This window comes from Nocardiopsis sinuspersici, assembly GCF_001998325.1.
Classification (GTDB): domain Bacteria; phylum Actinomycetota; class Actinomycetes; order Streptosporangiales; family Streptosporangiaceae; genus Nocardiopsis; species Nocardiopsis sinuspersici.
On record NZ_MCOK01000001.1, the window covers coordinates 4552783 to 4569773 of the forward strand.

Sequence of the window (16991 nt, forward strand, 5' to 3'; positions counted from 1 at the left end):
CCCGCAACGGCCCGCCCGACGACCCCCGAGGACTGACATGCCCCAGCGCACCGTGGCCATCGCCTCCCAGCTCGGCCTGCACGCCCGCCCCGCCGCCCTGTTCGTCCAGGCCGTCAACGACTCCGGCCTGCCCGTCATGGTCTCCCGCGAGGGACACAAGCCGGTGGACGCGCGCAGCGTGCTCTCGGTGATGTCGATGGGCGCCAAACACGGAGAGACGGTAACCGTGACCTGCGAGGACTCCGAGGACGCCGACAAGGTCCTGGACGGGCTGGTGGAGATGCTGTCCAAGGAGCTGGACACCTGAGCCGGGACGCGGGCCGCCGTGCGCGCGGCGGCCCGCGCGGCTACGGCCGCGGACTCTGGCCATACCCGCGCGCCGCGACTACCGTGCTCCCATGGACACCTCACGTGACGACACCGTCATCGGCCCCTCGGGGATCTGTCGGCGGGGGCAGCACGACTGGAAGCACGATCCTCCCGGGGTGAAGCGCAAGATCTGCACCAGGTGCCGGTCCATGTCCACGACGAACTACTGCGACTGCGCCGAGTGCGCCTCCCCCGGGTCCGAGGACTGAGTCCGTCCCCTCCTCCCGCACCTCCCGGCGCCCGCCCGGTCCGCCTCCGCCGGCCTACTCCTCCTCCGGCGTGACGCGGTGGACCTTGTGCTGGGCGGCCTGCGCGCGCGGGCGCACCACCAGGAGGTCGATGTTCACGTGCGGGGGACGGGTGACCGCCCACACGATGGTGTCGGCGACGTCCTCGGCGGTCAGCGGGTCGGGGACACCGGCGTAGACGGCCTCGGCGGCGCCGGCGTCGCCGCGCAGCCGGTTGAGGGAGAACTCCTCGGTCCTGACCATGCCGGGCGCGACCTCCAGTACGCGCACGGGCTCACCGCACAGCTCCAGGCGCAGCGTGGCGGCGAGGGTGTGCGCGCCGTGCTTGGCGGCCACGTAGCCGCCACCGCCCTCGTAGACCACGTGCCCGGCCACGGAGGAGACGACCAGCACGGTGCCGTCGCCGCCGGCGGTCAGCTTGGGCAGCAGGGCCTGGGTCATGTTGAGCACGCCGATGACGTTGACCTCGTACATGGCGCGCCAGTCGGCGGGGTCGCCGGCGGCGACGCTCTCCGTGCCGATGGCGCCGCCCGCGTTGTTGACCAGCACGTCGCAGGCGGGCAGGGACTCGGCGAAGGCGTCGACGGCCGCGCGGTCGGTGACGTCGAGGACGTGCGCGCGGGCGCCGTGGCCCTCCTTGGCCAGCTCCTCCGCCAGCGCCTCGATCCGGTCGGCGCGGCGGGCGACGAGGACCACGTCGTAGCCCCGCGCCGCGAGCCCGCGCGCGGTGGCGGCCCCGATCCCGCTGCTGGCTCCGGTGACGACCGCGGTCGCTGTCATGGTGGCTCCTCCCGGGAATCGCTGTCGCGCAGAGCGTATCCGGTGGCCCCTCCACCCCTCCGGTCAGGTACGGGACTCGCCCGGGCCGGGAGGCGGGCGAAGCGGATCGGGGGTCACCGTGCTTCTATGAGGGTTGCTCGCCGCTCCACCGCGCCCCAGGGGGGCGGCAGGCGACGCGGTGACGGACACGAGAGGAGGGCGGCCGTTTGCGGGGGATCGAGATCCGGGAGCTGGAGTGCTTCCTCGTCCTGTCCGAGGAGCTGCACCCCGGGCACGCGGGCGAGCGGCTGGGCGTGTCCGCGGACACGGTGGACCGGTTGGTGCGCTCGCTGGAGGCCCGGGTCGGCGCCCCGCTGATGGATCCCGCCAGCCGCCGCTTCGGCCTCACCCGCTTCGGCGAGGAGTTCCTCGACGCCCTGCGGCCCGCCTACCAGAACCTGGCCGCGGTGGTGGACGGAGCCCGTGAGCGGGCCCGGGGCGGTCCGCTGCGGGTGCGCCTCGGCTTCCAGGGCACGGTGCACGGGCCCGTGGCCGAGGCGGTCCGCGCGTTCGAGGAGCGCGAGCCCGGCGCGCGGGTGGAGATCATGGAGATCAAGCTCACGGACGTGTTCAGCCCGCTGCGCGAGGGCGAGGTGGACGCCGCCGTGGTCCTGCTGCCGGTCCGTGAGCGCGACCTGGTCGTGGGAGCGGTCTTCTCGCGGCAGCCCCAGCGTCTCGCGCTGCCCGCCGACCACCCGCTCGCCTCGCGCTCCGGCGTCGGGGTGGAGGACATGGCGCGGGTCCCGCTCATCCCGGTCCGGCGGGCGCCCGACTACTGGCTGCGCGTCCACTCCCCCACCGTCACCCCGCTGGGCAGGACCATCCACCACGAGCAGGGCGTGGACACCCTGCGGGAGGGGATGTCCCAGGTCGCCGCGGGCCGGGGCGCCATGCTGCTGTGCGGGGACACCACGGCCCACGACGACCGGGACGACGTCGTCCTGGTTCCGGTCAGCGGCCTGCCGGAGTCGGCGCTCGGCCTGGTGTGGCCGCGCGGGGACCAGAACCCGGGGGTGCCGGTCCTGGCCGCCGCCCTCACCGATGCCCTGGCCTAGGCGCCCCCAACGTTGATCTTGTACTTATAGCGAGTTTCGGCGCCGAAACTCGCTATAAGTACAAGATCAACGGGTGTGGCCGGCTCGGCACGGAGGCGCCGCGGCGCACGGGGCGGCCGGTTTCCCGTACGCGGAAAAACCTGTGGGCCGCGGAATCGGCCGGTGCTAGCGTGGGCGGAATTTCCGTTCGGAGCCGCGGAGTTCCCCGACAGGAAAAACACGCCCATGACAGCGGACAGCCCCGGAGAATCGTCGCTACTCGTCCGGTACACCTTTTTCACCCTGCTCGGCGCGACGGCCGACTTCCTTTTCGGTGCGGTCTTCGTCACGGTGTTCATGGATCGCGGGGCCGAGCCGTGGATGCTGGGCCTGATGCTCGGCTCCGCGAACCTGGTGGCCCTGCTGGTCGAGGCCCCCAGCGGAGCGCTCGGCGACCGGTACGGGCACCGCAGGCTCCTGGCGGTAGGCCTGGCCGTGTGGGGCGCGGGCTTCCTGCTGATGGGGCAGGCGGACGGGCTCGCGCCGACACTCGCGGGCATGTACCTGTGGGCGACCGGCTTCCACCTGCACTCGGGGACGCTGGTCGCGCTCGTGGTCAACCGGATCGGGAGCCGCGACCGTTCGGCGCGGATCGCGCGCACGGTGCGGATCGGCCAGGTGTCGGGGCGCGGCGGCGCGGTGCTGGGCGCGGCCTCGGTCATGGTGGCGGGGACCTGGCTGCCCGCCGACGCCATGATGGCGGCGGGCGGCGCGGTGCTGGTCGTGTTGGGGGCTCTGACGCCCGTGTGCTTCCCCCGCTCGCCGGGCCAGCCGGGACGCCCGGTCACCCGGATCGTCCGGGAGTCGGCCGTGCTGGTCGCGAGCAGGCGCTTCGTGCCGCTGATGGCGCTGTCGGTGGCGTCGGTCTCCGGTCTGGCCGCGCTGGTGGTCTCCTGGCAGCCGATGCTGACGGCCGCCCACGGCGAGGACGTGCGCCTCAACGGGCTGGTGCTGCTGGTGATGATGGCCGCCATGACGGCGGGTTCGGCGAGTTCGCGGTTCGCGGGCCGGAGCCGTCCCCACATGTGGGCGCCCCTGCTCGCGGCGTCCTCGGGCCTGCCCCTGCTGTTGGCGGCGCACGGACTCGTCCCGCTGGTCGCGGGCCTGACGGCGTCCGAGTTCCTGATCGGGCTGACGGTGGTGCTGTCACAGGTGTGGCAGCAGTTGATGTTCTCCGACGCCAACCGCAACACGATGTTCTCGATGCTGGGGATGGTCGGCAACGCCGTCAGGATGCTGACCGTGCTGTCGTTCGGGTGGCTGTGGGGGCTGCTCGGGATGGAGTGGGCGGTGACGGCGGTGGTCGCGTTCAGCGTGGTCGCGGCGGTCGTGGCCGCCGTGTCGTCCCGGCTCCTCCCGGAGTCGACCAGGTTCGCCGACCATCCCTCGAACGCGTCGGAAACCGACGAAAAGGCCGTGTAGCGTCGCGACCGTGACAGAACCGGCACAGTATTTTTCCCTGTTCCGGCGGCGAGGAATCCGTGATGTGTTCCACATAAATTCTGGGGCAGTGGCTTGACTGACTCTTGGTACGCAGATCGCCCTTCGGACGACAAAACGGATATGTAGTATTCGCACCAGTCCGAGAGGAAGGAAGCACCCCGCTCCGGAGTCATCGAGATTGGGGGAGCCGTGGCCCGACCCCACCGGGCCACTGACGACACACGGAGGAAGCATGGGACTGACTGATCTACTACGGGAGCGCCCCATCGTGCAGGCGCCCATGGCGGGCGGAGCCGCCACGCCCGAGCTGGTGGCCGCCGTGACCGAGGCGGGCGGGACGGGATTCCTGGCCGCCGGCTACCTGGGGCCCGACACCCTCGCCACCCGGATCCGGGCGGTGCGGGACTCCGGGGTCGCCGCGTTCGGCGTGAACGTGTTCGTCCCCGGCCCGATCTGCGCCCCGGACGCCCCCGCCCCCTACATGCCGCTCCTGGAGACCGAGGCGAAGCGCTACGAGGTGTCGGTGGGTGAGCCCGTGCACGACGACGACGCGTGGGACGCCAAGATCGACCTGCTCGCCGAGGCCGCCGTCCCCGTCGTCAGCTTCACCTTCGGCTGCCCGGAGGCCGGTGTCCTGGAGCGGCTGCGCAGGGTCGGCAGCGCCACGGTGGTCACCGTGACCACGGTCGAGGAGGCGCGCCTGGCGGTGGAGCGCGGCGCCGACGGCGTGTGCGCCCAGGGCGTGGAGGCCGGCGGACACCGGGGCTCGTTCGCCGCGACCGGGGACGAGCACGGGAACAGGAGCGCGGACCGGTCGCTGTGGGAACTGCTGCCGGACGTGGTCGATGCGGTGGACGTCCCGGTGATCGCCGCCGGAGGGCTCATGACCGGTGCGGACGTGGCCGGGGTCCTACAGCGGGGCGCCGCCGCCGCGCAGCTCGGCACGGCGTTCCTGCGGTGCCACGAGAGCGGCGCCCACCCCGAACACAAGGCGGCGCTGGCCGACCCCTCCTACACCGAGACCACGCTGACCCGGGCCTTCACCGGACGTCTCGCGCGTGGACTGGTCAACCGGTTCGTCTCCGAGCACCCGGAGGCACCCCGCGCCTACCCCGAGATCCACCACATGACCAAGCCGCTGCGCGCGGCCGCCGCCCAGGCGGGGGACCCCGACGGGATGGCTCTGTGGGCGGGCACGGGTTTCCGCAAGGCCATGGACGCCCCCGCCGCCGAGATCATGGAGCGGCTGCGCCACGAGGCCGGCGAGGCGGGCGTCCGGGTCTGACCCGGTTCGGCTCCGAACCCGCCCCGCGGTGCGGCGGGGCGGGTTCACGCCGACGGGTGTTCACGCCGGCGCGTAGGTGAGGCAGTCCGCCTGGTCCTGCGCGAAGCCGACGGAGATACCCGGTGCCTGGCACTCCAACCGGACGTTGTGCTGGCAGTCGGCCATCTTGCAGGCTCCGACGTGGCCGGTGCTGGCGGGGTCGCCGCCACTGGTCTGCGTCCCGAAGAAGGTGTCGCACTGGGCGTGGGTGGAGTCCCCCACGGTGATGGCCAGCGCGTGGCAGGTGTGTTCGGTGTTGTAGGCGCAGGCGTCCACCTGGCACGAGTTCACCACGGGCATGTCCATAGAGCGGTCCTCCAAAGGCGTCGACGATGCCTCTGAGGCTGCCAGGCGTAGGGCTCCCACCTGCGGAGAAACTCTCGGGTTCACGGAGAACCCGATGAAGTCTTGACGAGGGTTTGGCGTAGGCACCGTTTCGGGCCCGGTTTCGGACGCGGGCCAGGAGCGGGCGCGGGCACTTCGCCCGACGGCCTAACCGGTGACAGAGGGGCCCTTCATCCAGTAGTCCAGAATCGCCGATGGACATGGCGTGGATCCACTGGCCGGGCCAGAGGTCGACCTGGAGGAGGTCGCCTCACACGATCCCGAGTGTCCCCGATGAACCAGGAGTATCTACCTGCTCCCCACGAGTGCTCACTCGGGCGTATTCGGCAGCCCTACCTGGGCTTTCACAGGCACCGGCAGTCTCGCCGCAGGCCCCTGCTCTTTTCACTCCACTGAGCGACGAGACCAGTACCCACCAAAGCTGTACATTGAGCCCATGGCTGACAAATGGATCAAACCCGGTGAACTTACCACCCGCAAGGAGATGAAAGCGGTTTTTGGTGGGGGACAAGGTCAAGGAATCCAGCCATGCTCAACCTCTCCCAATGTGCTGCTCTATACCGATCCTGCATCAGGCGAGAAGTCTGGGTACTACGACGGCTGGCTCCCCACCGATGATTCCAGCACCCCTCTCTTTGAGTACACCGGCGACGGTGAGGGCGACCAGGTATTTCATGGGCGCTATGGCCCAAGAAACCGTGCCATCCTAATGCATGCGGAAGAGGGGCGTGCACTACGCGTCTTTAAGGCGGCTGGAAGAGTGCCTGGGGAAGGAACTAAACTCCAACGCTACGTTGGCAAGTTCAAGCTGGACGAGGAAGAGCCCTACGTCCTCCGCCAGGCACCCAACCAGGCAGGCGAGCTTCGGCGCGTCATCGTATTTCGTCTGCGCCCAGTCGATGAACTCACGCCGCTTCCCGAAGACACCATCGCGCCCTTGACGGAGACTGAGATCCAGCAGGTCCCGGTTGATACCGCCACGAGCATCATCGTGGATCCCGAGACTTACAGTGGCAAACCTATCTCCAGGTCAGCGACCCGCAGCACCAAGGTCGAGCGCCGAGAAGCAGAGCTTTGTGAAGCATTCAGGGATATGCTCGAAGAACACGAGCATCAGGTGCGAAGATTCCAGATCAGAACTTCGGGCCTCTCTTCCAGTCTCCTCACTGATCTGTATGACACCAAGTCTCATGTACTCTACGAAGCTAAAGGGACAAGCTCACGCGAATCTGTTCGCATGGCCATCGGTCAACTCATGGATTACCGGAGACATATTAACCCGAACCCCACCCTTGCTGTCTTGCTCCCAAAAAAGCCAAACCCTGACCTGCAGGATCTCCTGGAGTCCGTCAATATCAACCTCGTCTACCAAGACGGTGGCGCCTTCGTCGGGTGGCCCATAGGAGATATCTAAATCCCCTTGCCGTCTGTGGTGCGGACTTCGGATTCACCAGAACCTGCCCGGTCACTGGTCGGTCAGGGACTCGGTGATCGAGGCGCGGGCGGCCCTTCGGGCGGGCAGTACCCCGGCGAGCAGGCCGACCAGCCCGGCGCCCACGAGGAAGGCCGCGATCTCGCCCGCGGGAAGGGCGAACAGTGTTCCCTCCATCATCGTCCGCCCCGCCAGGGCGCCGAAGACCACGCCCAGGGCGACACCGACGACCGCGCCGATCCCCGAGACGATCACGGCCTCGGTCGCGAGCATGAGCCGCATCTGTCCCCGCGACAGCCCCAGGGCGCGCAGGAGCGCGGACTCGCGGGTGCGCTCCAGGACCGACAGGGCCATGGTGTTGGCGATGCCGAACACCGCGATGACGATCGTCAGCGCCAACAGCCCGAGCACGGCCAGGAACAACTGGTCCATCATGCCCGTGTACTGCTCCTTGATCGCGGCGGCGTTGTCCAGGGCGACGGTCGGCTCGTCCGCCACCACCGACTCCAGTTCGGCGCGCGCCCGTTCCTGGGACACCCCGTCGGCCAGGACCACGTACACGATGTCGTCGTTCTCGCGGTCGAAGCCGGCGCCGAAGTCCTCCAGCGGGAGCGTGACCTCGGGGAGGATGGTCTCCCGGTCGACGACCGCCGTGACCTCGACATCGCGCCGGCCCTCCTCGGTCGTGACGGGGACCGTGTCGCCGACGCCCGTGCCCAGCTCCGCCGCCGCGTCCGCCCGGAGCACGGCGGTACCCGGGGCTCCGTCCAGACCGCCCTCCAGAAGCGCCTCCCCGGCGGCCTCCTGGAGTGAGATCCCGGTGACCGCATCCACCCGCGACATACGTCCGGCGACCTCGGCGTCCACGCTCCGCACCGTGTAGACCTCGTCGAAGTCGCCGTCGTCCTGGAGCCGCTGCGCGATGCGCCCGGGGATGCCCGTGTCCTGCTCGTCGTAGTACTTGGAGAGCATGTAGTCGATGGGGAACTGCGCGTCGAGCTTGTGGTCGATCGTCCGTTCCATGGTGCTGCTGACCACCGAGAAGCCGGTGACGAGCGTGACCCCCACGGTGAGGGCGACCATCGCGGTCGCGGCCCGTCTGGGGCTGCGCCGGGAGTTGTCGACGGCGAGCATGCCCGCCACCCCCGTGCGCCGCAACGGCCGGGCCACCAGGGCCGTCAGCGCGCTCACCAGGAGGGGGCCCAGGATCAGGACGCCGACGAACGCGACCACCCCCGAGGCGGCGACCATGCCCATGGCGGCCTGCCCCGGCTCGGCCCGCAGGGCGAACGCGCAGACCGCGGCGGAGGCGGCGAGGAACGGTAGCGCGGCGGCGGCCCGCAGCACACCGGCCCGGCGCCCTCCGGGGGCGTGCGCGGTGGCACCGGTGCGCAGTGCGGCCAGCGGCGGGACACCGGTCGCGCGCAGGGCCGGGACCAGGGCGGACACCAGTGTCACGACGGTGCCGACGGCCAGGCCCACCGCGACCGCCGTCGGCGTGATGACCGGTGCGGTGGCCATGTCCGGGTTGGCCGCGCTGAGCACCGCGAACCCGCCCGCGCCCAGCCCCGCGCCGGCGGCCGCTCCGACGGCGGAGGAGAGCAGGCCCACGATGAGGGCCTCCAGCAGCACGGAGCGAAAGACCTGGGAGCGCGTGGCGCCGACACAGCGCAGCAGGGCCATCTCGGTCTGGCGCTGGGCGATGAGGATGGCGAAGGTGTTGTAGATGACCAGCCCGCCGACGAACACCGCGACCGCGGCGAACAGCAGCAGCGCCATGGCGTAGACCTCGGCCTGGAGGCTGGCGGCGTCGGACAGGAGAGCCGCGTACTCCTGACCGGTGCTGACGTCGACGCCCTCGGCCCCGGCCGCTTCGACGACCGCCGCCACGGCCTCGGCGACCTCCTCCTGCGACAGTCCGTCGGCGCCCACGACGTCGATCTCCACGAAGTCGTCACGGCCGGTCAGCGCGGCGGTGGCATCAGGGGTGTAGAACAGGGTGCCCCGGAAGTTCATCAGGGAGTCGACCCCGGCGTTGACCAAGCCGACGACGGTGAACTCGTGCGTCCGGCCGTCGACGCCGTGCACCTGCACCCGGTCGCCGATCCCGTGGCCGGTCTGGCGGTGCGTGGCGGTGGCGAGCGCGACCTCGTCGGCGACCTGTGGTGCACGCCCCTCGACGACGGGGTAGCGGTGCAGGGCCTCCTCCTCCGGCAGCGACACCGCCAGGGTCGCCACCTGGCCCGCAGCTCGGCCGCGTTCGTCCAGCAGGGCGGCGCTGCCGTAGACCAGGCCCGCGGCCGCGTCGACCTCCGAAAGCGCGCGGACCTCCCGCAGGAGTTCCCCGTCGAGCCCGGTCGGTGCGGCTTCCTCACTCCGGTCGGCGACGGCGAGCGCGTCGAAGTCGTCCACACCGCTCAGAGCCTGCCGACTGTAGCTCTCGCTCATGGTGTCGGTGAAGACCAGCGTTCCGGTAACGAACATGACGCCCAGCACGATGGCCAGGGCCGTGGTGAACAGGCGGCCCCGGTGCAGGCGCAGGCCCGCCAGGGTGGTGCGCAGCATCTCAGGCCACCGTCCCGGCACCCGTGTTCGGCTTCCGCGTCATCCCGTTCTCCCCCTGTCCGTGTCCTTCTGGGCCACGGGGAGCCTAGGTCCGGAGAGTCCTCCGGCACCTCTGGCGAAAGCAAGGACCCGGCTCGGTTTCCGGGAGGAGCTCCAGGCCGCCCGACCCCCTCCTTTCGTGGGAGCCCGGACCGACTTCCGGCGATGCCCACGGCCACAGCTCGAAGCGGTGGACGTCGACGCGGACCTGAGGAAGACGCCTACGGGTTCCGCAGGCAGGGCACGGGAGCAGGGTGCGATCCGACGCTTCCCCCGGCAGACGAGCTTCGGGTGGTGAAGCGCTCACGCCGGGATACCAGCGCCGCCGAGAGCGTGGGCGCGACGGCCACGACGTAGCGGGGTCAACCCCCACCTGGTGCGTGCGCTGGTGTGGTTCACGCCAGGTGCAGTTCCTCGGCCAGGCGGGCCACCCGCTCCCGATCGGCGTTGGAAAGGCCCAGGACCGGGCGGGGGAGGCAGTGCGGGGCGACCAGTCCCAGGTGCTCGGCGATCGCGGCGGTCACACGCAGGCTGCCGTGGGCGGCGAACATCTCCCACAACGGCTTCAGCCGCTCCGACTCGGCCACGGCGGCCGCGGAATCACCGTTGAGGGCGGCACGGGCCAGGGGCAGCACGGTGTCGGGCACGGTGCCTCCCACCACGGAGTACCAGGCTTGGCAGCCGGAGTTCAGCCCGGTGGCGGCGGCGCTGTCGCCGGAGATCCCGATGCTCACATGGTCGGGAACGGCTTCGCGGATCGCGCCGACGCGCTCGCGGGCGGCGGACGGGTCCAGCGGGACCGGGGGGATCTTGATCGCGGCCACGTTGGGCAGCTCGGCGATGCGCGCGTACAACCCGTTCGAGAAGGTGAAGTGCGTCGTGCCCGGGTTGTCGTAGACCACCAGCGGCACCGACAGGTCCGCTGTGACCTCCTCGTAGAGCCCGAACACCTCCTCGTCGGTGAGCTGCTGGTAGCTCACCGGGGCCAGCATCACGGCGGCCGCCCCGGCTTCCTGGGCGTCCTCGGCCAAGGCGCGCACCAGGGAGGTGCGCAGCGCGCCGATACCGACGATCACCGGCACCTCGCCCGCCGAGCGCACGGCGGCCCGGGCCACCCGACCACGCTCCTCACGGTCCAGGTAGGCGTAGGAGCCGGTCGATCCCAGCGCGCCGACCGAGTCGACACCCGCCTCGACCAGGCGGGTGACGAGCCCGGTGTAGGCCTGCTCGTCGAAGCGGTCATCGTTGAGCGGGGTCAAGGGGAAGGCGCTCAGGCCGGTGAACATCGTCTCTCCTGGTTGATCGAGGTGAGGGTGGCCGGCAACCGGGCGGCGAAGGCTTCGACCACGGCCGACTTTGGGACACCGGTCTGCGGGATCCACATGTTGCCCCCAGCCGCCCCCGGCGACCAGGGCAGGTCGCGAGCGGCCAGCGCGTCGGTCAACAGCCTGCCCATCGCGGCCGGGTCCTTGGTTCGGGCCCCGCGCATGGCCCGGACATCCGGGGACGAGGGATCGTGCGGAGGTTCCCGCGGCGCTGGGACACCAGGCCGCCTACATCGGACGGTCGGCCGAAGCCGTGGACCTGGCGGAGAGACAGCCGGGAAGTGGGCCGTTGGCCCATCTTGGTCCGGGGACTCCGGACGGTTCCGAGGTACCCGGTGCGGCTACGGCTGACGCGCCTTGAGGGTGGCGAGCAAGCCGCTCCACTCAGGGCCGGTGAAGGCGAGGGCACCGAGCTCACGGTGCTGGGTGTCGCGCACCAGAACGCTCCGCCCTTCCGCCACCTCAACACAGTTCCCACCGCCACCACCGGAGTAACTGGACTTGTGCCAGGCCACGCGCTCGGCCTCGTTGAAAACCACCTTGTGCCTCATCCTTCGTATCGTTCGCTGCGGACGCGCTGGATGCGTTTGACGGATTCCTCAGGGTTTAGAGCCTGGCCCTGGATCTGCTGAAAGATGCGCGAGAAGAGGTCGATATCGGGATCCTTCTCCAGGTAGAGGGCACCTGCCCGGTATTCAACGAGAACGACGTCCCCGAAGCTGACATCAGCAAGCAAGTCGGGGAACTGCATGAGGACGAAGCTTCCCTCGCTGGCGGGGTGGGCGCCGGACTCAAAAGGCAGGACGCGGAGGTCCACGTTGGGCAGCTCAGCACGTTCCAACAGGATCGAGAGCTGTTCGCGCATGATCTTCGCGCCACCGACGGTGCGGTAGAGGGCACTCTCGTTCACCACCGCATTGAACTGGAGGGGAGAGTCTTCGGTCAGGCGCTTCTGCCGTTGCAGGCGCACGGTGACGTGAGCTTCGATCTGTTCGTCCGAGTCGGCATCGACGTCGGCCGAGAGCACGGCACGGGCGTAGTCGGCAGTCTGGAGCAGCCCGGGGATCGTGCCGTCCTCGTAGTTCAGCACGGTGTGCGCTTCGGATTCCAGGCCGACGTAGGACTCGAACCACTCGGGAATGTCCCGGTGCCTGTGCCACCAGCCGAGTTCCTTCTGCCTGGCCAGGTCAACGAGCTTGTCTCTGTCCTCCTGAGACAGCCCGTAGAACTCGCTGAGCACGTACACGATCGGTACGGGCCAGGGGTTCTCCGCCTTCTCGTACTTGGTCAGCGTGCCTGGACTGATGTCGGCGTGACGAGCCGCAGTTCCACTCTTGATGCCCGCCCGGATACGAGCGCGCTTCATGACGCGGGCGATGGTGCGCCGGGTGACGCCTGCTGGGCTCTGACCCACCGATGACCTCCAGGAGCCGGGGTGTGTCCAGTTTGGCGCATCCCTACCCAGAGAGCCAACTTGTGGCAATCAGTCTCCGCGCAAATTTCCCTGGAATCTATTGCGCATCGCTCTGTGTGTCTACATACTCATTGCTTAGAGACAGACACACCAGGTGACTGTTGATCTGAGGGAGTTTGCGATGGGCGGGTTTGGTGTGCCTCGGCCGAGGCGGGCGGTGAAGGAGGAGTGGCGGGTGCCCGGGAGCGGACTGCCGCACCGGTTCCCCAGCGGGGGGACGGGGACGCGCACGGCGTTCTTCGGATCCCAGCCCTCGCAGTCGGCTCAGATCCGCAGTTGGTGCCAGCGCGGCGTCCGCCTGCCCGCACACCGGGCCTTTCCCGTGCTGGTGGTGGTCAGCGAACTGGTGGCCAACGCCTGGCTGCACAGCGCTTCCGGCGCCGAATGCGGGCGGGTGAGGATCCAGATGCGGCACCTGCTGGAGCGTGTCCTCCTCGTGGCGGTCACCGACGACGGGCCGCGCCCCGGACAGACCGTCTGCCTACCGCGGCTGACCCCCGAGGCCGACGCCTTGGCCACGTGCGGTCGGGGTCTGCGCCTCGTGGACCGGCTGTCCGTGGAATGGGGCTGGGACGGCGAACCCGGCAGGCCCCTGACGGTCTGGGCGCACATCGACCCCTACGCGCCCGCCCACGAGAGCGTCGAGGCCTGAGGAGCACGGAGTGGCGTGGGACCGCGATCAGGACACCGACAAGTACGAGGCCGCCCGTCTCTTGGACCAACTGCACAGCCACTGGTGGGTGCTGTGGGGACCGGGATCACGCCTCTTCTTCGCCTTCTACCTCGGCCCGCACCACGTCGCGCCGCTGAGCGCGGCCACTCCGCAGCAGCTCGACGAGCGGATCCGCACCACCGAGTGGGAAGCGCAGCCCCACCGGGGCCAATGACACCCGCCCGGACACAGAACCGGACACAGAAGAAGAGAAGGTGCCCCGACCGGTGCTTGGACCCACCGGACCGGGGCGCGATCAACCACCTGAGCAAGCAGGAGGAAGACCGTGGAGCACCACCCTAACGGGCGACACCGCAGGCCCCGCCAGAGCTTGGCCGGACGCGTGTGGGCGCTGACCGCCGCGATGCTGGCCATCGCCCTGGCCTACGTGTTCGTCCCCGAGCACCCCCGGCGTCCCCGCCCCGAGAGGACGGCGATCACGCCGCCGCCCCGCCACCGGGAACCGCCGCCCGCATCCGCGCGGCAGGACCAGCGTCAGCGGCAGCACCAGCGTCAGCGCCCCGAGCAGGACCCGCCGGACTTCCCGGCCGACGACGTCCGGCGAACGAGTGCGAGCCGCACCTCCCCGCGATGGAGGGGCGACCACCAGGGCGGCGAGCACGTGAGCGAGAGGCGCGGGACCGACCCCGCCGAGGCCGCGGGCGCCCTGGTCCGCCCCTACCTGGCCGCGGCGCCCCTCTCCTCTTCTCCCCCTCCCCCTCCGCCCTCACCGAGGCGCACACCTCTGATTCCCGGGCCCCGGGTCCCGGCCGGCGACCTGCTGGACGGACCCGTCGATTCGACCCCCTTCGCCGCCCCCACCGCCCCCACTGGCCCCGCCAGGCCCGCGTCACCCGCCGAAGGCGTGGCCGACGACATGGGCGACCTCGCCGCGGTGATCCGCCTCTACCTCGACCGGGTTGGACGAGCCGACCGCGGGGAAACACTCCAACGGGCGGCGTCCACCACGGACACCGCCCGTTCACCGTCGCCACCGGCGGGCGTCCACCGGGATCTACCAGTTGGTAACAATTGGGACCACGTGTCGCCCGCCTCTGGAGACTGTGACCGGGCGCACTCTAGGGTTCCGGCATGGGTGTAATGCGTAAGCGTGTCCTCGTTCGTGTGCTTCTGGGCCTTCTCTCCACCGTGGTGGTGCTGGCCCTGGTCGGCGCGCTCCTGGGGGTCTGGACGGTCCGAAGGTCCTTCCCGGAGACCTCCGGAGAGCTCACCGTCCCCGGCCTGGAGTCCTCCGTCAACGTGCTGCGCGACGAGCACGGCGTCGCCCACGTCTACGCGGACAACACCCACGACCTCTTCATGGCGCAGGGGTTCACGCACGCCCAGGACCGCTTCTGGGAGATGGACTTCCGCCGCCACGTCACGGCGGGGCGCACGGCCGAGCTGTTCGGCCCGGACCAGGTGGAGACCGACGTCTACCTGCGCACCATGGGCTGGCGGCACGTCGCCGAGCAGGAGTACGACCTCCTCGCCCCCGAGACGCAGGACTACCTGGACGCCTACGCGGCCGGGGTCAACGCCTGGCTGGCCGAGAACGACGGCACGGAGGCCAGCCTGGAGTACGGGCTGCTCTCCGTGCTCAACGGCGGCCACGAGATCGAGGAGTGGACCCCGGTCGACAGCCTCGCCTGGCTCAAGGCCATGGCCTGGGACCTGGGCGGCAACATGCAGGAGGAGACCCAGCGCGCCCAACTGGTCGACGCCGGGCTGACGAAGGAGCAGGTCGAGGAGCTCTACCCGGCCTACCCCTTCGAGGAGCACCAGCCCATCACGGACACCGACGAGCACGAGGCAGCCGGGCCCGATTCCGGATCCGAGACCGGGAACGGGAACGGGAACGGGAGCGAGAGCGACCTGCGGGAAGCCGACGAGCGCCGTTCCCCCGAACTGCCCGCCGACGCGGTCTCCGCCCTCACCGGCGTGGCCGAGACCGCCGCGTCGCTCCCCCGGATGCTCGGCCCGAGCAGCAGCCCCGACCTGGGCTCCAACTCGTGGGTGGTCGGCGGGGAGCACACCGAGAGCGGCGAGCCCCTGCTGGCCAACGACCCCCACCTGGGCGCGGCGATGCCCTCCACCTGGTACCAGATCGGGCTGCACTGCACCGAGCTGTCCGAGGCCTGCCCCTTCGACACCAGCGGGTTCAGCTTCTCCGGCCTGCCCGGCGTGATCATCGGCCAGAACGAGTCGATCGCGTGGGGCTTCACCAACGTCAACCCCGACGTCATGGACCTGTACGTGGAGCGGATCGAGGGCGACGGCTACGTGGTCGACGGCGAGACCCGGCCGCTGGAGACCCGCGAGGAGACCGTCAAGGTCGCGGGCGGCGAGGACGTCGACATCACCGTGCGCTCCACCCGTCACGGGCCGCTGCTGTCCGACACCTCCGCGGGCGCCGACCTAGCCGGGATCGCCGAGGACCCCGACCTGGAGGGCGCCGAGGAGGGCGAGTACGCCGTCGCCCTCCAGTGGACCGCGCTGACCCCCGGGACCACGGCGGACTCCATCTTCGCCATGAACCGCGCCCGCGACTGGGACGACTTCCGCGAGGCCGCCAGCCAGTTCGACGTCCCGGCGCAGAACCTCGTCTACGCCGACAACGAGGGCAACATCGGCTACCAGACCCCCGGCACGGTGCCGGTCCGCGGCGAGGGCGACGGCCGCTACCCCGCCCCCGGCTGGGACTCCGACTACGACTGGAAGGAGTACATCCCCTTCGACGAGCTGCCGAGCGTGTACAACCCCGAGTCGGGCGTCATCGTCACCGCGAACCAGTCGGTCGTGGACGCGGACTACGAGCACATGCTCACCGGCGACTGGGACTACGGCTACCGGTCGCAGCGGATCAACGACCTGCTCGACGAGGCGATCGCCGAGGGCCCGGTGACCGGTGAGGACATGTCGCGCATCCACATGGACTCGTTCCACGGCGGCGCCGTCGACGTCGTCCCCCACCTGTTGGAGGCGGACGTGGAGGGGACCACCGCCCAGGCGCAGGAGCTGCTGAGGGACTGGGACCTGTTCACCGACGCGGACTCCGCCGGGGCCGCGTTCTACCAGGCCACCTGGCGCCACCTGCTGCCGCTGCTGTTCGACGAGCTGGAGCCGTACACGATGAGCGGCAGTTCGCGCGGGATGTACGTGGTGGGACGGCTGCTGGAGGACCCGGAGTCGCACTGGTGGCGGGGCGAGGAGGCCGACGGGCGCGAGGAGGTGCTCGCCGCGGCGATGGACGCGGCGGCCGACGAGCTGACCGAGCGCCTGGGCGAGGACCCCGCCGACTGGCGCTGGGGCGACCTGCACACCCTGACCGCGACCCACGAGTCGTTCGGCACCTCGGGCATCGGCCCGGTCGAGTGGCTGTTCAACCGGGGTCCTGTGGAGAGCTCCGGCGGGTCCAGCATCGTCAACGCCACCGGGTGGGACCCGACCGAGGGGTACGCCATCACCGCGGTGCCGTCGATGCGGATGGTGGTGGACCTGTCCGACCGGGACGCCTCCACGTGGGTGCACCTGACCGGCAACTCGGGCCACGCGTTCCACGGCGACTACGACGACCAGTTGGAGCTGTGGAGCCGGGGCGAGACCCTGCCGTTCGTGGTCAGCGAGGAGGCGGTCCGCGAGGCCGCCGCGGACGAGCTGGTCCTGAGGCCCTGATGCGCTGAGGCCCCGGTGCGCCGGCCGCGAGCGTGAGGTTCCTCCGCCGGTGATCTTGCTCTTGGTGGCACTGTGAGGCACCGACAGTGCCGCTGGGAGCAAGATCATCGCAAGTGGGCGGGCCCGG

The 16991-nt window shown here is 70.3% G+C and carries 17 protein-coding genes; 10 read left to right on the plus strand and 7 right to left on the minus strand.

The genetic code is table 11. The annotated features are described in order from the left end of the window. Window positions 1–37 precede the first annotated feature (37 nt). Together NOSIN_RS19625 and NOSIN_RS19630 are read left to right on the plus strand one after the other, a co-directional pair. Window positions 38–307: an HPr family phosphocarrier protein gene (locus tag NOSIN_RS19625; RefSeq protein ID WP_077692160.1), complete on the plus strand. Its 270-nt coding sequence runs from the start codon at window positions 38–40 to the stop codon at window positions 305–307. Window positions 308–398: 91 nt separating this feature from the next. Further along, window positions 399–578: a hypothetical protein gene (locus NOSIN_RS19630; RefSeq protein ID WP_077692161.1), complete on the plus strand. Its 180-nt coding sequence runs from the start codon at window positions 399–401 to the stop codon at window positions 576–578. A gap of 54 nt (window positions 579–632) precedes the next feature. Here the strand turns inward: NOSIN_RS19630 and NOSIN_RS19635 are convergent, their stop codons facing one another. Beyond that, window positions 633–1397, minus strand: coding sequence for an SDR family NAD(P)-dependent oxidoreductase (locus tag NOSIN_RS19635; protein WP_077692162.1), 765 nt, complete (start codon window positions 1395–1397; stop codon window positions 633–635). A gap of 206 nt (window positions 1398–1603) precedes the next feature. Here NOSIN_RS19635 and NOSIN_RS19640 point away from each other — a divergent pair, with 206 nt between their 5' ends. The 3 genes from NOSIN_RS19640 (at window position 1604) to NOSIN_RS19650 (ending at window position 5258) form a co-directional block, all read left to right on the plus strand. Next, window positions 1604–2491 carry a LysR family transcriptional regulator gene (locus NOSIN_RS19640; RefSeq protein WP_077692163.1) on the plus strand — a complete coding sequence of 296 codons (888 nt, stop codon included), beginning with the start codon at window positions 1604–1606 and terminating at the stop codon, window positions 2489–2491. Between the two features lie 225 nt (window positions 2492–2716). After that, a complete protein-coding gene (locus NOSIN_RS19645) occupies window positions 2717–3952 on the plus strand; it encodes an MFS transporter (RefSeq protein ID WP_077692164.1) in 1236 nt (411 codons plus the stop codon). Window positions 3953–4205: 253 nt separating this feature from the next. Further along, entirely contained in the window at window positions 4206–5258 is a 1053-nt protein-coding gene (locus tag NOSIN_RS19650) for a nitronate monooxygenase (RefSeq protein WP_077692165.1), read from the plus strand. Window positions 5259–5318: 60 nt separating this feature from the next. Here the strand turns inward: NOSIN_RS19650 and NOSIN_RS19655 are convergent, their stop codons facing one another. Continuing rightward, window positions 5319–5603 (minus strand): DUF1540 domain-containing protein, encoded by a 285-nt coding sequence (locus NOSIN_RS19655; RefSeq protein WP_077692166.1) that lies wholly within the window; start codon window positions 5601–5603, stop codon window positions 5319–5321. 475 nt (window positions 5604–6078) lie between these two features. On the opposite strand from NOSIN_RS19655, the gene NOSIN_RS26870 reads away from it, so the two are divergent. Next, entirely contained in the window at window positions 6079–7056 is a 978-nt protein-coding gene (locus NOSIN_RS26870) for a hypothetical protein (RefSeq protein WP_143832961.1), read from the plus strand. Window positions 7057–7107: 51 nt separating this feature from the next. On the opposite strand, the gene NOSIN_RS19660 is transcribed toward NOSIN_RS26870, so the two are convergent. The 5 genes from NOSIN_RS19660 to NOSIN_RS19680 form a co-directional block, all read right to left on the minus strand. Then, window positions 7108–9639 carry an ABC transporter permease gene (locus tag NOSIN_RS19660; protein WP_077692167.1) on the minus strand — a complete coding sequence of 844 codons (2532 nt, stop codon included), beginning with the start codon at window positions 9637–9639 and terminating at the stop codon, window positions 7108–7110. 434 nt (window positions 9640–10073) lie between these two features. Next, entirely contained in the window at window positions 10074–10964 is an 891-nt protein-coding gene (locus tag NOSIN_RS19665) for a dihydrodipicolinate synthase family protein (protein ID WP_077692168.1), read from the minus strand. Continuing rightward, complete coding sequence (locus tag NOSIN_RS27310; protein ID WP_077692169.1) at window positions 10949–11134, minus strand: hypothetical protein; 186 nt, start codon at window positions 11132–11134, stop codon at window positions 10949–10951. The genes NOSIN_RS19665 and NOSIN_RS27310 overlap by 16 nt, the downstream gene beginning before the upstream one ends. A 210-nt stretch (window positions 11135–11344) precedes the next feature. Beyond that, window positions 11345–11554, minus strand: a complete 210-nt coding sequence (locus NOSIN_RS19675) for a DUF397 domain-containing protein (RefSeq protein WP_077692170.1) — start codon at window positions 11552–11554, stop codon at window positions 11345–11347. Then, window positions 11551–12417, minus strand: a complete 867-nt coding sequence (locus tag NOSIN_RS19680) for a helix-turn-helix domain-containing protein (RefSeq protein ID WP_236743402.1) — start codon at window positions 12415–12417, stop codon at window positions 11551–11553. The genes NOSIN_RS19675 and NOSIN_RS19680 overlap by 4 nt, the downstream gene beginning before the upstream one ends. A gap of 235 nt (window positions 12418–12652) precedes the next feature. On the opposite strand from NOSIN_RS19680, the gene NOSIN_RS19685 reads away from it, so the two are divergent. From NOSIN_RS19685 to NOSIN_RS19700, 4 genes are all read left to right on the plus strand, one after another. Next, window positions 12653–13129, plus strand: coding sequence for an ATP-binding protein (locus tag NOSIN_RS19685; protein ID WP_236743403.1), 477 nt, complete (start codon window positions 12653–12655; stop codon window positions 13127–13129). A gap of 10 nt (window positions 13130–13139) precedes the next feature. Then, window positions 13140–13364 carry a hypothetical protein gene (locus NOSIN_RS19690; RefSeq protein WP_077692172.1) on the plus strand — a complete coding sequence of 75 codons (225 nt, stop codon included), beginning with the start codon at window positions 13140–13142 and terminating at the stop codon, window positions 13362–13364. A gap of 111 nt (window positions 13365–13475) precedes the next feature. After that, a complete protein-coding gene (locus NOSIN_RS19695; RefSeq protein ID WP_193371968.1) occupies window positions 13476–14291 on the plus strand; it encodes a hypothetical protein in 816 nt (271 codons plus the stop codon). Beyond that, a complete protein-coding gene (locus NOSIN_RS19700; protein ID WP_227015371.1) occupies window positions 14291–16864 on the plus strand; it encodes a penicillin acylase family protein in 2574 nt (857 codons plus the stop codon). Before NOSIN_RS19695 ends, NOSIN_RS19700 begins: the two co-directional genes overlap by 1 nt. The last annotated feature ends 127 nt before the right edge of the window (window positions 16865–16991 follow it).